Below are 14,921 nucleotides of genomic sequence, written 5' to 3'. Positions count from 1 at the left end.
ATCAAGCAAGGATTCGGTTCAAATCTCTCAGTCGGTCAAGAGCTTCCAAAAGCTCTGCCTCTTCTTTTGCGAAGCAAAAACGAAGAACCTGATTGTCTTTTTTATCGGAATAAAAGACCGAAACAGGGATGCAAGCCACTTTCAGCTCTTTGGTCATCCGCTCAGCCAGTTCCCGATCTGCCATCTTGGACAGATGCCCAAAGTTGACCAACTGGAAAAAGCTTCCGCTGGAAGGACGGAACTGAAAATCGGTCTGAGAAAGCCCGGAAATAAACAAGTCTCGCTTCTTTTGGTAAAAATCAGGAATGGATAGGTACCGCTCCGGCTTTTCCAAATACTCCGCCAAGGCATATTGCATGGGAGTCACTGTAGTGAAAGTCAGGTATTGATGGATCTTCCGAAACTCGGTTGTCATTTCAGGAGGTGCGATGCAATAGCCGATTTTCCAGCCGGTCACATGGAATGTCTTTCCAAAAGACCCACAGACAAAGGTTTTCTCCCGAAGTTCCTTATGAGAACCTAAGGAAAGGTGCTTTTTCCCGTCAAAAGTAATGTGCTCATACACCTCGTCACTGATCACAAATATTTCCCGACCTCTGATTAGGTCTGCCAATTCATCCAGATCCGATTTGGTCCACACATATCCGCTCGGATTATGTGGAGAATTCACAAAGATGGCTCTAGTCTTTTCCGTAATCGCATCCCGGACACTTTGCCAGTTGACCGAAAAGTCCTTCTCCTCTAAAGGCACATAAACTGGCTTTCCACCATTTAGGGTTATGGCTGGTTCGTAGCTATCGTAAGCTGGCTCAAGAACAAACACCTCATCTCCCCTTCTCACCACGGCCGAAGCAGCCGCAAAAAGTGCCTCTGTAGCTCCGGAAACTATTGTTACTTCCCTTTCCGGGTCAGGGAGATAGCCTTGAGTGAGCTGGGTCTTTTCAGCCAAAATCTGTCTCAGACCAAGTATCCCGGCCATTGGAGGATACTGGTTGAAACCCTTCATTGTATATTTTCCTACCAATTCCAAGAGGTTCGGATCCGCTCCAAAGCCAGGAAAACCCTGAGAGAGATTGATTGCTCCTTCGTCAGAGGCAAGCTTGGACATGACTGTGAAAATCGTGGTACCGATATGCGGAAGTTTGGATTCCATGGGTAAATATTGGGGCTAATCAGGTTTAAAAACCTAAAGAAAAACACCCTTCCAAAATAGGAAAGATTCCATGCCTAAACTCCATTTTGGGTATATTTCTGAAAATCTCAGTTCCATGCCTATCGAATTCCAGAGTCCTTTGGAAAAATTTGACTTCAATCATTGGCACTACCATGTCCCTGTGCCGGATGAGGTTGCTGCTGCCATGATGGACGAAAAGCACCGTAGAGTGCTGATTTGGCTGGAAGGAAATGGTCCCCACCACATGGCCCTGATGAAAGCCAAACCTTGCTGGTATATCTTGGTCAATCAGCGGCTGAGAGAAAGTTTAAAACTGGAAGAAGGAAACCCAGTACATGTAAAAATCGAACGGGATCACAGCGAATTTGGGCATGAAGTGCCGGAAGAGTTTGAAGTGCTCCTAGCCCAAGATGAGGAAGGAGAAAAATTCTTTCGTCAGCTCACTCCCGGTAAACAAAGAAGCCTAATCTATTTGGTCACCCAAGTGAAAAATCCGGATTCCAGAATGCGGAAGTCCTTGGCCATACTTCATCACTTGAAGACAGCCCAGGGAAAACTGGATTTCAAGAAGCTGAATGAATGGATCAAGCACTACAATAACTTATAGACTCCCCTGAGGAAAAACAGATAATTCATGGAAATTGCCCGAGTCTTGTAGCTCAAACTACATTATTTTCGTTTTCTTGACTAAACCCAGAACAAAAAAATAGATAAAGAGATAGATATTAAGCCGTCTTTGGGTTAGACAGATTTCTCTCTTTGCCATTCAAAACCAACGCAAATGAAAAAAGTAATTTACCTTCTTCTTCCCCTATTTATCTTGAGTTCATTGATATCCTGTAATTCAGATGGAGATGAAGATCCCCTTGATGTCTTCCGGGAAATCGCCTACAACTCCCTTACCGTTTCTGAAAAATCAACTCTGGTGGATTCAGATTGGAGAAGTGCAGAAGTGACCGCTTGGGTGGACGGCTATTATCTCGTTGTATTTCGAACTACCGAAGATGCCACCTTAGGGCCGATCCGAGTGGTCGTAGACCCCACCCGTGGCGTGGTAATAGAAAAATTAACCCGACCTTAAAAAAAAGAGGACCTTTTGGGTCCTCTTGATTTTTATTCTGAGTCTTTCAGTTCCAGCTTTTCCTTTCTTGATTCCTTATTCTGCTTTTTCTTAGGTCGGCTAGCTCCGAAAGTACCTCGGCTGATTTTACCTCTTCTGGATTTAATGTCTCCTTTTCCCATAGTTTTTCAGATTTAAGTTAACAATGCACTAATTTACAAAAGCAAAAAAACGAGTCAAAAAATCGCAAGAATAATCTCTGAACAATCATTTTTGGAGCAATGAACCAAGCCAATACGCTGGAAATAAACTGTGATCTAGGAGAAGGTGTGGCCTGGGAAAATGAGATTTTCCCTTGGATAGACCGGGCAAGCATTGCCTGTGGGGGACATATCGGAGATGAAGAAAGTATTGCTACCTCGCTGGCCTTTTGTAAGAAATTCGGGATAAAGGCCGGGGCTCACCCCTCCTATCCCGACCGGGAAAATTTCGGCCGAATCAGCCTTTCAATAACCGATGAAGAATTAATTTTTTCCCTTGGGGATCAAATACAGCTCTTCTCCAAGCTGGCCAAGCAAAACCAAGTTCCCCTAGAGCATATCAAGTTTCATGGAGCCTTGTACAATGATGCAGCAAAATACCATGTACTTGCCAAGCTATTGATCCAGTTTATTCATGAGGAATACCCAGGCACGCCCCTTTTAGTTCCGCCTCACTCCGAGCTGGAAAAAGAAGCCCTTCGACTCCAACATCCCTTCCTTTTGGAGGTGTTTGGAGACAGGAGATATACAGATGATTACCAATTGCTTGGCAGATCAAAAGAAGGAGCTTTATTGACCGATTTCTCAGCAGTGGAATCCCAATTGGAAGGAATATTGACACGAAATGTTCTGATAAGCGAAAGCGGAAAAGAACTTCCGATAAAGGCAGAAACTCTTTGTTTTCACGGAGACAATCCCGAAATTCTGCAACTTCTACTTCCTTTAAGAAAAAAGTATTGGCAATAAAACCTGTCTATATTGAAATCACTCCCCAGATGGGAGAACTTCACTGGGAGCAATCTCCCTCAGACGAGCTCCTCGCCCAGCAGCTGGGCATAATCCAGTGGCTGGAGCAACATGAAAAGGAACATATCGAAACGATAAGGCAAGGTTTTACTTCCATTGCCATACTCTGGAAAGAAGATCGCTTCCAGACCCGTTTCAAAAATCAATACATGACGACCAAGTTTAGCCGAGTTCATCTTTCTGATCGAATCTGGCAGATCCCGGTGTGCTATGATCCTGAGTATGGGAAAGATTTGGGAAGCTTGGCGGTAGCCAAGAGACTTTCGCTTAATTCTCTTATCAAGCTGCATGCAGAAAATACCTACAGAATCCATTTTTTCGGTTTTTTACCGGGCTTCATGTACCTCAATGGACTCCCAGAAGTCCTCCACACGCCAAGAAAGCCCTTCCCGGACCGGACGGTTGACCCAGGTTCAGTAGCAATCGGAGGAGCACAGACTGGAATTTACCCCAGAGAGAGTCCCGGTGGCTGGCATACCATAGGCCGCTCTCCTGTAATTTTCTTTGACATAGAAAAGGATCCCCCAGTTTGGGCGCAGGCAGGAGAAAGCCTGGAATTTGTCCCCATCGACGGGGATGAGATGAGTAAGTTGCTTAAGAATCCTCCCAGCCCCTACCTAAAATGAGTAAAAGCTTAGCTACTGCGCATATCATTAAAACAGGTCCCGGAACTAGCATTCAGGATCTGGGAAGGATCGATTACGGCAAATACGGAATTCCTATTTCCGGCTGTATGGATGCCAAGTCCGCTCATTGGGTGAATCTCCAGCTGAATAACCCGAGCGACTCAGCCGTATTGGAAATCAGTCAACCCGGCTTGGTCATGAGCTTCAGTGCTCCGACATTTATTTCCATTGCCGGTGCCCAGAGTCAGGTGAAGGTAAACGGGAAAGAGATACCCAATCCCAGCTTTATTCCTATCAAAACCAAGGATCAATTGGAAATCGGACAATTCATAACCGGTGCAAGGCTCTATCTGGGGATAAAATATGGTTTCAAATCCCAGCTTGAATTGAGTTCAAGAAGTTTTTACAAGGAAATAACTCCCTTGGCTTTTTTCAGCAAAGAGGGAAAAATCAGCTATTGGGACGAACCTTCCTCCTCCGGCATCCTGCACTCCAAAGCCAAATGGGATCACACTTGGTATGAAACGGAGGAGTTGGAAGTCTATACCGGCCCAGACTGGAAACTGCTGGATAATGAGAAAAAAAGCTACCTATTGGAGCATAGGTTTCATATTTCGCCCCTGACCAACCGGATGGGAGCTCAACTGCTTGAAACCATTGAAAATAATCTTCCAGAATTACCTACCAACCCGGTATTTCCAGGGACAGTACAGCTGACCTCCGGTGGCAAAGTAATCATCCTTGGCCAAGACGCTCAAGTGACAGGAGGCTATCCCCGCATTTTCCAACTGACAGATTTGGCTATAAGTATTCTGGCACAAAAAAAACCGGGCCAAGTGGTCCGGTTTTCCAAAGTGAATGGCTGATCTCTCAGCGCCCTGATGTGCCTGTTTTTTTGCTTTCAGCCCATTTGCTCCACAAAAGAAGCATTTCAAATTCAAATCTTCTTCGATTCAATTGAACTGCAGCCCAATCCATATCGCCTGAGGCGTCGTAATTTTCATTGATCAATCCAAAAATTGAACCTCCAGCCCCAAAGGCCAAGAATGTGCCTAATGACTGGCTCAAATCCACCCCATATCTTCTTCCGGTACTGAGAATGGGAATCCATTTTTCATGATTTTTATCTGCACTTGGGGATGGAAGATCGGCAATTTTCTGAACAGCCGGAAGCAGGAGTGCAATCGCAACAGGATCTAAGTCGGTGCCCGATTTCAAATCATTTAGTGCTGCTTCAGTCGGGATAGGCTTTCCTCCTCCTCTCTTCAAAAGAGGGAATATTTCAATCATCTGCTCTAGCTGGGGTTGTTTGACCGGAGGAAGACTATCGCACCAAGGACCTTTTCCATCACAGTCACCTCCTGCATTGGTGGAATTGTTTCCAAAAAATTTGAATAGGGGAAAGGATTTATCCTCACCCGGAATATCATCAAGTTTAATATACCCTGCCATGGAAGCCAAAGCATCGTCATCATCCTGAAATTTACCTGCAAGGATATCATACTCGAATTCATGCTCATCGCCCGCTAAAGCCTGATGATTTCTCCTTGCAAGAGGACTTAAGAATCGACCGTATTTGAAAATATTGGAATCAAACACTTTCAATGACTCCTTAATCATTTCCTCAACAAAAGCTTCCTGAGTTCTTGAGCTCTCAAATACCCGCTCTGCTTTTTCCAAAGGAAGATAAGAAGGTAGCATGAGATAAGTGTTTTCTGTCATTCTATAAAACTTCTCTCCTTTTTCCACCTTCCAGGTTGTTTCCACATTTCCTTTTCTTCTAAGGTTTTCACCTTCCATTGCCAGTTCCTCTGATTCAAAGAGTGCCTGATCATCCTCAAGCAAAACTTCATCCTGCTGGAGAGAATCACAAGATACCTGGAGCAACATAGCCCCGATTCCAAGTGTCAAAATGTACTTTTTCATTTTGTTATTAAGTTTGATTGGTTTCGTGTTTTGAAGGGAACTTCCCTTCGGACGATTCAAACTTAGATTGGATAATTCATTGAAATTGAAGCTATTTAATAGAATATCCATTTGTCTTTACAGCTATTCATTTTCAATTGATTCAGGCTTCAATCACTCAAAAAGGAGTTAATTCTTTGCAAAAAATGAATTGGTCAATAAAAAGGGTGGACTGGTCAAATGAAAGCGCATATCGGTCAATTTCTCTGTGACTCGAAGCTTCTTTCAGCTGGGGAATTCCAATTATTTTTGAAAAAGAAGAATCCTACGAACAGGCCATTTTCAAAACAAAGCCTCTTTTCCACATCAAGGAAAAGAGGCTTCTAGGAAAGGAGGAAATTCCTCATATAGTCCATTCAAGGTCAGTTTATTTGATTCCAGTCCATGGAAAAGCATTGGTGGAAATATGAAGTCGCATGCCTTGCCCTCCGACCCCGGAGGTTTGAGTGACCGAAATCGGGGAGCCAAATGGATCCAAAGAAGCAGAAAAGACATTTCCATCTCCCTGTTGATTAACCTGGACCCTACCCGATTCCCGTAGAGCCCCGGCAGCAGATACTGAGGCGATATCTATTCTGTTTTGATTCCCATATTGATTCAAAAGGGCAGTTTGGGGATTATTCCCTTGATTATTTAAAAACGCCCTGATCAGATTTTCATCTCCAATTTGGTTTGAGTTGATCCGGATATTTTGGCCCAAAGTCCAAATGGCAGTTTCATTATTTGCCCCATACTGATCCACCAAGATTTGATTTTGGTTTCCACTTTGGTTTAGGCTGGCAAAATTTGAAAATCCATTTTGGTTTACTTGAAGCTGGTTTTGCCCTTGCTGAAGGATATATGCTTTATTTTGATCTTGAATCTGAATGATTCGGGCATCATTTCCTTGGTTATTGGAGACGGAAAAGAATTCTACTCCTGTTGATCGACTCAGTTTCTCTTCATTTTTACTATCGCTTTCCTGCGCTAATGAGGGGGACAATAAGCAATAAAGACAAATCAGAAAAAACAAAGGATACAATCGGGCTTTCATGACTGAATAAAAAAGCCACTGACCTGCAAAGACAGATCAGTGGCGATATTTGAATAAATTATTGTTGGGTTACTGAGGACACATTTCCGTTTCCGACGATGATTTGAGCAGAAACATGTTGATTCCCTGTTTGGGATAGCGTGGTAAAGTTTCCATCTCCAAGGATATTTACAGAACCCACGTTGAAATTTCCCTCCTGGCTTAAAATTGAAATGTTATCATTTCCTTGCTGCCGAATTCCCATAAGGTTGGAGTTGCCGGTTTGGATGACTTCCACAGCAAGGTTTCTATCTCCCACCTGTCCAATGCCCGCTCTGTTCAAATTACCGATCTGAAGAGTTTTTGCATTATTGCTGATTCCTTCCTGGTAAATCTCCGAAATCCCATTGCTGGAAGCCAACTGATCTACATTAGCCAGATTCAAGTTGCCGAATTGCTGGATTTTCAAAGAATTACCGGATGAGGATTGAATACCATAGGCTTGATTTTTGATCCCATCTTGAAAGACATAGCCCTTATTTCCACCATCGAGAGATCGAAGATTGGCAAAGTTTTCCCTTCCATTCTGAATTGCTTCATGTTGACTTACAGCATTTCCATCGACAGAGCCTTGTTTTTGGGAAATGGATGCATTGTTTAAGGACCCCACCTGTCTGATGATCGCCTTGGCATTGTTTGAGGGATTGGCATCATCTCCAAATCCACCTTGTTGAACCGCTGCTAAATTTTTTGATCCTTTTTGGTCAATAAAGGAATCATTGAATTTTCCGATTTGACTCACGACTGCACTATTTTCTGTCCCAGTCTGAAACATAGTGGAGGTGTTCTGAGCTTGAATAGCAGAAAATGAAAGAACCATTGCTCCGAAAATTAAAATTGACTTTTTCATGTTGTTATTAAGTTTGATTGGTTTCGTATGGTGAAGGGAACTTCCCCTCGGACGATTCAAACTTAGATCGAACACCCCTCGCAATTTTTGCCGGATTGATCCATCCCGGTTGAGGATTGATTAATGCAGACTTTAGATTGAAAGAAGGGTAAATCAGCCTGATAATCGAAAGTAATCCCTCAAAACCCGGATTCATCTATTCAAAACCCCGATCGGTAAATTCAAATCCTGACTTCATCAATAGCTCGACGTTAGCCTTTGAAAATGGCAGTACTTTGTAAAGCTTAGTCCTTAGGCTGACTACCGAATCCGATCTTCATTGCTTAACTTATCCCATTCTTGAATCCAGCCGACGTGCATATCATCACTCCCAAAGAACTGGAAGAAATCCTGCTTCATTTCTCCCAATCCATGACCGAGATCGATTCGGAAGAGGATTTATTGTGGGATTTGGTGGGCAACTGCATTTCCAAATTGAACTTTGAAGATGCTGTGGTTTACCTCTTGGATGAATCAGGCCAATATTTGGAGCAAAAAGCCGCCTTAGGCCCCAAGTCCGGTGGAAATCGGGAAATCATCCAAGCCATTCGGGTTCCGGTAGGAAAAGGAGTCACCGGAAAGGTAGTTAACACGGGCCTTCCCCTACTGATCCAGGACACGAGGCAATTTCCCGACTACATTCCCGATGATCAGTACCGCCTCTCCGAGGTAGCCGTCCCGATACTTTTGGAAGGAAAAGTCATCGGAGTGATAGACAGCGAAAACTCACAGGCTGGATATTTCACGGAGCAGCACGTACGGATTCTCAATGCCGTAGCCTCGATTTATTCAGGACAGATAGCAAGAATCCGGGCAGAAAAACATCTTCAGGAAAAACAAGAAAAGCTTCTGGAGCTGCAAAAGAGAAATTACCAGTTTCAGCTGGAGGCACTTTCAGCTCAGCTTAGCCCCCATTTTGTGTTCAATTCCCTGAATTCGATTCAGAATCAGATCTTCAGAGACGACAAAGAGAGCTCTCTTCGCTTTTTGAGCATTTTTGCGAAGCTCCTGAGGTACTTTCTTTCCCAGCTCCATCTCGAGAAAGCTGCCCTTAAGGAGGAGGTACAGATGCTCAACTGGTACATGCAGCTCCAAAAACTGAGATACGGAGATAGTCTGCATTTTGAAATCAAGGCGGAAGAAAGCCTATCAATCGATCGGGTCAAAATCCCATCCATGGTGATCCAAAATCTATTGGAAAACCTTCTCGAGGAACAAATCCAATCCGCCAATGGGGCTATTTCCCTTCTGGTCACCTTTGAAAAAACCCAAAATGCGGTCGCTATGCAAGCTTGGATCAATCAGTCCGATAAAAAAGGAACTGTGGAGAAAAGGAAGACTGGAAATCAGCCTACCCGAACTTGGGAGGATTTTGTCCGATTGATGAATGAAATCAAGCCCTTTCATATCCAATACGAAACCGGTGAAAAGCCATGTCCACAAAGTCAAAAACCCTGTAAATACGTCACCTTGATCCTTCCTATCCTCGATGAATAAGCGCTGCCTCTTCTTCTTTTGCTGGATTTTTATCAGCCTTTCACATTTGGGTCTTTCCAGGCAAATGGAAGAGGGATATTATTTTCAATTGCCCCTCAAACCTGAAATCTGGATGGAAGATTCCCCCAACACCATTCAGGATATCCTTCAAAAAAATCAGGAAGGTCTTTTTCTTAATCTACCCGCTGTGGGAATTGCTCAGAAAGGAAAAAGCTATTGGTTCAAACTGGATTTTTCCTCTTACCTCCATCTTCTGGCCGAATCTGACTCCATGTACATTTATCCGGGAAATCTGGATGTTTCCTGGTTGTTTTTTGCTCCCAATGGATCGATTGACTCTCTGAATATCACCCGATTGGTTCCCAATGATCTGAAGCGAGCCAGTCTTCATTCATTGGAATATGTAAAAGTGTCCTCCAAGGATTTTTTCGAAGGAAATTACCTTTTGATTCGCGCTGAATTTCACCGGGCTTCTCCTGACTTGGATGTTCGGACCATCCGCTTTTCCGACTCCCGCTCCCATGAGATTTTTTCTCAGTTCATCAGCGAATCCTCCTTCAAAAGCCAGGTTTTGGCCTTCTTCTTTCTGGGGATCGCTGCTGTATTGATGATATTCAATTTGATTCTCTTTTTCAACATGCGGGAAAAGCAATACATCTACTACGGTGCCTTTTTGCTTTTCCAGCTGATCTATTACTCTCAGATTAGCCCCTATTTAGCCACCAGCTTCGGCTACAATACCCTCTATTTCTACTTTTGGATGACTACTGTGGCCCAGCTCCTGATCAACCTTTCCTACCTGTTGTTTATCCGTCACTTTTTGGAATTCCCCAAACTCATGCCTGGATTTGACCGAATAGTATTGGGAATTGCCGGTTTGCTGATCCTTCTTGTTTTGGTCAATTCAGGATTGATTTTCTTAAAGCCCTACAGCCTATTTCAGGCTTATTTAATGGATTTTCAACGGTATTTTATGGCTGCATTTGCCTTCTTTGGGGTAGGCTATCTGTTTTTCTACTATCCCAACCGGCTGAAGTACTTTGTGATCTCTGCCACCTTGATATTCACCACAGGCGCTTTGATGACCATGTTTTTATTGGACTTGGACTACATGGTTGCCGGCTCCTCTATCGAAAGTATCATTTTTGCCCTTGGTCTTTCTTACAAAATCAAGGTCATCAGTCAGGAAAAACGGAAGGTGGAAAACGAGGCTTTTCAGACCAAGTTGGGAGCGCTTAGGGCACAAATCAACCCCCATTTTATCTTTAATAGCCTGAGTTCCATCCAGCACCTGATCAGCAGCGGGCAAAAGGAAGCCGCACTCTCCTACCTGAGCAAATTCAGCAAGTTTGTGAGGCAAGTTTTGGAAAACTCCATCGATGTCCATGTGACCCTGGACAAGGAAATTGAACTGCTTAAAGTCTACCTTGACCTGGAATCCCTACGCTTTGACCATGCTTTTAGCTACTCGATTGAAACTCCGCCCAATTTTGACCTCAGCTTTTTTGAAGTTCCCATGCTGATCGTGCAGCCCTTCGTGGAAAATGCCATCAAGCATGGATTGATGGCAAAAACCGAAGGCGAGAGAAAGCTGATTATCCGGTTTATCGAAGAAAATCAGCATATCCGATGTGAAATAGAGGACAACGGAATAGGAAGAAAGGCCTCCTCAGCCCTTAAAAAATCAGATTATCGCCCTTCCAGAGGAATGGCCCTGACCGAAGAACGACTCCGGATGATCAACAGAGAGAAAAAAGGAACCCAAATTCAGATAGACGACTTGCCCGTGGGTACACGGATTACCATTAAATTTCCCAAGCCATGAACTTACCGCTAAAAGCCATCATCGTAGAAGATGAATTTCACAGCAGGGAGACCCTAAAAGGGTTTTTGAGAAGCTACTGCCCGGAAGTCCAGCTCATCGAAGAAGCTATTCAGGTAGAAGACGCGGTGACCAAAATCTCTTCTCTTCGTCCTGAGTTGGTCTTTTTGGATATCGAATTGCAGACGGGAACCGGGTTTGATGTCCTGCAAAGGGTAAATCATCTGGATTTTCATTTGATTTTCACCACTGCCTTTGAGCATTATGCGATTAAGGCCATCAAATTCAGCTCGATCGATTACCTACTCAAACCGATTGACATGGAAGAGCTTCAGGCAGCTGTCCAGAAAGCGATCCAGCTTAGGGAGCAGGAAAACCGACAAAAACTACTGGAAAACCTCCTCACCAATCTCAAAACACCTGCTCCGGAAAACCATAAAATTTCTCTTTCTACGGCTGAGGGAGTAGAATTTATTCCCACACGGGAAATCCTTTTTTGCGAAGCTAACGGGGCCTATACCAGCTTTTTTCTGGAAGACGGCAGAAAGCTACTCGTAAGCAAAAATCTGAAAGAGTACGAAAACATCCTCCAAGGCCATTCTTTCATGCGGGTACACAATAGTTTTTTGATCAATCTGGACAAAGTCAAAAAGTATGTCCGATCCGAAGGAGGATACATTCTGATGAGCAATGAGCGACAGGTCAGCCTTTCTCCATCCAAAAAAGATGAATTTCTGAAGAGAATGGGATTCTGAATCATTTCCATGGAATTTTTGGTACAAAAAGCCGAAGATTTCTTGAGCTTCGACTCCAAGTCCACTATCTTAAGCGGAAACTTTTCAAACCCATACAACCATGGATATCACCTTAACCCAAAAGATCCTTGCTCAGGGAATGGACCCTGAAACAGTCGCCCAGCAGATTGACAATTTCAAAAATGGCTTCCCTTTTCTCAAAATTCATGCTCCCGCCACTCCCGGACATGGAATCAAGGTACTCGGTGATCAGGAATTAAAGCATTACACAGAGACCTACCCTGCCCAGGCAGCCAAGAAGGAAATCGTGAAGTTTGTCCCGGCATCCGGTGCTGCATCACGTATGTTCAAAGACCTTTTTTCCTTTTTGGACGGAGATGGAGATCTGGAAAAAAGCGCCTTTACCAAGAAATTCATAGAAAACATCCGAAAATTTGCCTTCGCGGAAGACCTGGATGAGGCCCTTCAGGCCCAAGGAAACACCCTTCAGGAATGCTTGGATGCAGGAATGTATCGGGCCATCGTGGCGGCACTATTGCTACATGAGGGATTGGACTACGGAAGTCTTCCCAAAGGCCTGCTTCGCTTTCATCGCTACCCTTCAGAAAACCGAACTCCAGCTCACGAACATCTGATCGAGGGGGTACAATATGCCGTAGGAAGAGGAAAAAAGGTCAAAATTCACTTCACCGTCTCTCCCGAGCATGAGTCAAAATTCAAGGCAGAAATAGCCAAGGTATTACCAGCGATCAAAGCTGCTTCAGGTTTGGAGTTTGAAGTAAGCTATTCCCAGCAGAAAAAGACCACCGACACCATTGCGGTGAATATGGACAATACAGCCTTTTTGGAGGACGATGGCAGTCTACTTTTCAGACCTGCAGGTCATGGGGCTCTTCTGGAAAACCTCAACGACATCAAGGCTGACCTGATTTTCATCAAAAACATTGACAATGTCGTCCCTGACCGACTGAAAGAACCAACCAAAACCTACAAAATGGCCATCGCAGGATTGCTTTTGGAGGTGCAGGAAAGAATCTTTGATGCCCTGAGAGCATTGGAAAAAGGCGTCAATCACGAGTCTTTGGCGATGGCAATAAAAGTCTATAATGAGGATTTGGGCGGGCAAGTCCCTCCTTCCGTTTCCTCGGAAAATATGCATGAACTTGCCGAATATTTGAAAGACAAGCTCAATCGCCCGATCCGTGTCTGCGGTATGGTGAAAAATACCGGAGAACCAGGCGGAGGACCTTTCTGGATCGAGGAAAAAGATGGTTCCTACAGCCTGCAAATCCTCGAAACCGCACAAATCGACCTCAATGACCCGGAGTCAAAAGCCCATATGATGGCTTCGACACACTTTAATCCGGTGGATTTGGTCTGCGGAACCCGAGATTATCATGGGCGGGAATTTGATTTGCTGAAGTTTAGAGATATGCAAACCGGTTTTATCACCGAAAAATCCAAAAGTGGCCGGGAATTGAAAGCTTTGGAGCTGCCCGGGCTTTGGAATGGAGCCATGGCAGGTTGGAATACCCTCTTTGTGGAAGTACCTCTGATTACCTTCAATCCGGTAAAAACGGTCAACGATCTCCTAAGAGAGGAGCATCAGGGATAAATAATCAATGAGCAAACTCAATGATCAATTTTCAAGGATGTTTGACATGTATTGGAAATTGATCATTGGCCATTGAAAATTTAAAACAGCCCTTTTTCCAGCTGTTCTTTCAGATAAGCCTTCATTTCCTCCCCTTCTTCCACCTTAATCTCTCCGGGTAAGCCGAGAATAAACCTGCCCAATCCGGGCAACTGAGGGATATTTCCTTCGAAAAAGTAGTGATTCCGGTTTTTCACTCCCATAAACGGGCGGGCATTGGGATGCTCTTCCTGCATGAGTTGGAATGCCTTCTTGCTAAGCTTCAACTTGACATAAAATTCTCTTTTTCCAGAAAAACCAAAAAGCGGCTGTTCGGGCAACTCGTGCTTTTTCTCAAAAGCCCAAGCCGTGGAAGACAGAACCACATCCCCGATTCTTTCGATTTTGAAAACCTTCATGGACTTGCTCTCCACTTCAAAGGCATGGATATTTTCATAATCCTGTGAAAAACCCACGGGTTCGACCAAGCGATCAGATACCGTATCACTGCTGAGACTGTAATATTCCTTAAGCCAAATCTGCTTTTTTGCAGCCAATCCCTGCCCGATCAAATCCACAAATCTGCCAAGATTGGCTTTGAATAGAAGTTCGGTGCCTGTTTTGACCTCAGACTTGAGTTGTAGCTTTTGGAGAATAGAGTCCTTGAGCAAGTTGCCTTTGCCTTGGCTATCGATCAGTGTCTGCAACCACTGACTTTCCTCTTGGGAGAATGTGCTGTAAGTGGAAGATTGAGGCAGATACTCCGGCCTTTCCTGGATTTTGTACTTGCTAAACTCCTTAACTACGACAAATCCCAAAGCTTCCAAGAGCTTGAAGTATCGGTAAATCGTTCGCTCGTCTGTTTCAAGGAGTTCCGCCAAACGATGCACGGTTTTTCCTATAGTACCCTGCAGGAGGTTGATTAATTTAAATACCCTGAGGATTTTCTGCTGTTCGATTGGAGAGGATTTGGCCATAGTCTTGACAATTGATGACTAAAGTAACTAAAGACCGGGAGACCTTGATTGGAATTGACAGTTATTGTCGGTAAAAAATGCCTTTGGTTTAAGAATGGGAAGTTGATTTAGTTCTATCCTTGGCTTGTTTATAAACAGAAAATTTGACTATTATCGGGAACCAACTCACCCTTCCTTAAAGGTGATAAGGGGGATTCATTTCCTCTATCCACCTGACTTGTCCTGAATTGAGTTTACACAAAGTAAACTACTATGAAACGACAAAAAGAACAAAAAACAAGAGGAATAGGATCTCTGAGTTGGGCTGAACGGGAAGAAATGATCAAAGAGTATCTTTCGGGGAATTACTCAAAAGTTGAGATTTGGAAGAAATATACCGGTCAG

The 14,921-nt window shown here is 44.0% G+C and carries 15 protein-coding genes; 9 read left to right on the top strand and 6 right to left on the bottom strand.

Going from position 1 to position 14,921, the window contains the following annotated elements:
* Position 1 precedes the first annotated feature (1 nt).
* On the bottom strand, positions 2 to 1,153 hold the full coding sequence (locus tag AAA938_RS18350; protein ID WP_338230226.1) for a methionine aminotransferase: 1,152 nt from the start codon (positions 1,151 to 1,153) through the stop codon (positions 2 to 4).
* 70 nt (positions 1,154 to 1,223) lie between these two features.
* Here AAA938_RS18350 and AAA938_RS18345 point away from each other — a divergent pair, with 70 nt between their 5' ends.
* The gene (locus AAA938_RS18345) at positions 1,224 to 1,781 is read left to right on the top strand and encodes a YdeI/OmpD-associated family protein (protein WP_338230225.1); all 558 of its coding nucleotides are present in this window, start codon (positions 1,224 to 1,226) and stop codon (positions 1,779 to 1,781) included.
* A gap of 174 nt (positions 1,782 to 1,955) precedes the next feature.
* A complete protein-coding gene (locus tag AAA938_RS18340; protein ID WP_338230224.1) occupies positions 1,956 to 2,255 on the top strand; it encodes a hypothetical protein in 300 nt (99 codons plus the stop codon).
* Between the two features lie 32 nt (positions 2,256 to 2,287).
* Here the strand turns inward: AAA938_RS18340 and AAA938_RS18335 are convergent, their stop codons facing one another.
* Positions 2,288 to 2,416: a 30S ribosomal protein THX gene (locus tag AAA938_RS18335; RefSeq protein ID WP_338218539.1), complete on the bottom strand. Its 129-nt coding sequence runs from the start codon at positions 2,414 to 2,416 to the stop codon at positions 2,288 to 2,290.
* A 99-nt stretch (positions 2,417 to 2,515) separates the two neighbouring features.
* Between AAA938_RS18335 and AAA938_RS18330 the strand changes: the two genes are divergently transcribed.
* Genes AAA938_RS18330 through AAA938_RS18320 form a run of 3 tightly spaced genes read left to right on the top strand, consistent with a single transcriptional unit; the run spans position 2,516 to position 4,793 of the window.
* Positions 2,516 to 3,241, top strand: coding sequence for a LamB/YcsF family protein (locus tag AAA938_RS18330; RefSeq protein ID WP_338230223.1), 726 nt, complete (start codon positions 2,516 to 2,518; stop codon positions 3,239 to 3,241).
* 29 nt (positions 3,242 to 3,270) lie between these two features.
* The gene (locus AAA938_RS18325; RefSeq protein WP_338230222.1) at positions 3,271 to 3,927 is read left to right on the top strand and encodes a 5-oxoprolinase subunit B family protein; all 657 of its coding nucleotides are present in this window, start codon (positions 3,271 to 3,273) and stop codon (positions 3,925 to 3,927) included.
* Positions 3,924 to 4,793, top strand: a complete 870-nt coding sequence (locus AAA938_RS18320; RefSeq protein WP_338230221.1) for a 5-oxoprolinase subunit C family protein — start codon at positions 3,924 to 3,926, stop codon at positions 4,791 to 4,793. Before AAA938_RS18325 ends, AAA938_RS18320 begins: the two co-directional genes overlap by 4 nt.
* Positions 4,794 to 4,797: 4 nt before the next feature.
* Here the strand turns inward: AAA938_RS18320 and AAA938_RS18315 are convergent, their stop codons facing one another.
* From AAA938_RS18315 to AAA938_RS18305, 3 genes are all read right to left on the bottom strand, one after another.
* Positions 4,798 to 5,853 carry a hypothetical protein gene (locus AAA938_RS18315; protein WP_338230220.1) on the bottom strand — a complete coding sequence of 352 codons (1,056 nt, stop codon included), beginning with the start codon at positions 5,851 to 5,853 and terminating at the stop codon, positions 4,798 to 4,800.
* 406 nt (positions 5,854 to 6,259) lie between these two features.
* Positions 6,260 to 6,925, bottom strand: coding sequence for a curlin repeat-containing protein (locus AAA938_RS18310; RefSeq protein WP_338230219.1), 666 nt, complete (start codon positions 6,923 to 6,925; stop codon positions 6,260 to 6,262).
* A gap of 58 nt (positions 6,926 to 6,983) precedes the next feature.
* Positions 6,984 to 7,814: a hypothetical protein gene (locus AAA938_RS18305; protein WP_338230218.1), complete on the bottom strand. Its 831-nt coding sequence runs from the start codon at positions 7,812 to 7,814 to the stop codon at positions 6,984 to 6,986.
* 339 nt (positions 7,815 to 8,153) lie between these two features.
* On the opposite strand from AAA938_RS18305, the gene AAA938_RS18300 reads away from it, so the two are divergent.
* The 4 genes from AAA938_RS18300 (at position 8,154) to AAA938_RS18285 (ending at position 13,542) form a co-directional block, all read left to right on the top strand.
* Entirely contained in the window at positions 8,154 to 9,350 is a 1,197-nt protein-coding gene (locus AAA938_RS18300) for a histidine kinase (protein ID WP_338230217.1), read from the top strand.
* A 112-nt stretch (positions 9,351 to 9,462) separates the two neighbouring features.
* The gene (locus AAA938_RS18295; protein WP_338230216.1) at positions 9,463 to 11,175 is read left to right on the top strand and encodes a sensor histidine kinase; all 1,713 of its coding nucleotides are present in this window, start codon (positions 9,463 to 9,465) and stop codon (positions 11,173 to 11,175) included.
* Positions 11,172 to 11,927, top strand: a complete 756-nt coding sequence (locus AAA938_RS18290) for a LytR/AlgR family response regulator transcription factor (protein ID WP_338230215.1) — start codon at positions 11,172 to 11,174, stop codon at positions 11,925 to 11,927. Before AAA938_RS18295 ends, AAA938_RS18290 begins: the two co-directional genes overlap by 4 nt.
* A 100-nt stretch (positions 11,928 to 12,027) precedes the next feature.
* On the top strand, positions 12,028 to 13,542 hold the full coding sequence (locus AAA938_RS18285; protein WP_338230214.1) for a DUF4301 family protein: 1,515 nt from the start codon (positions 12,028 to 12,030) through the stop codon (positions 13,540 to 13,542).
* 80 nt (positions 13,543 to 13,622) lie between these two features.
* Here the strand turns inward: AAA938_RS18285 and AAA938_RS18280 are convergent, their stop codons facing one another.
* Positions 13,623 to 14,537 carry a helix-turn-helix transcriptional regulator gene (locus tag AAA938_RS18280; protein ID WP_338230213.1) on the bottom strand — a complete coding sequence of 305 codons (915 nt, stop codon included), beginning with the start codon at positions 14,535 to 14,537 and terminating at the stop codon, positions 13,623 to 13,625.
* Positions 14,538 to 14,921: the final 384 nt, after the last annotated feature.

The sequence above is a fragment of the Algoriphagus taiwanensis genome, assembly GCF_036245645.1.
Taxonomy (GTDB): Bacteria; Bacteroidota; Bacteroidia; order Cytophagales; family Cyclobacteriaceae; genus Algoriphagus; species Algoriphagus taiwanensis.
The sequence above is the reverse complement of the archived record's forward strand: the minus strand, read 5'-3'. Positions and strand labels throughout refer to the sequence as shown.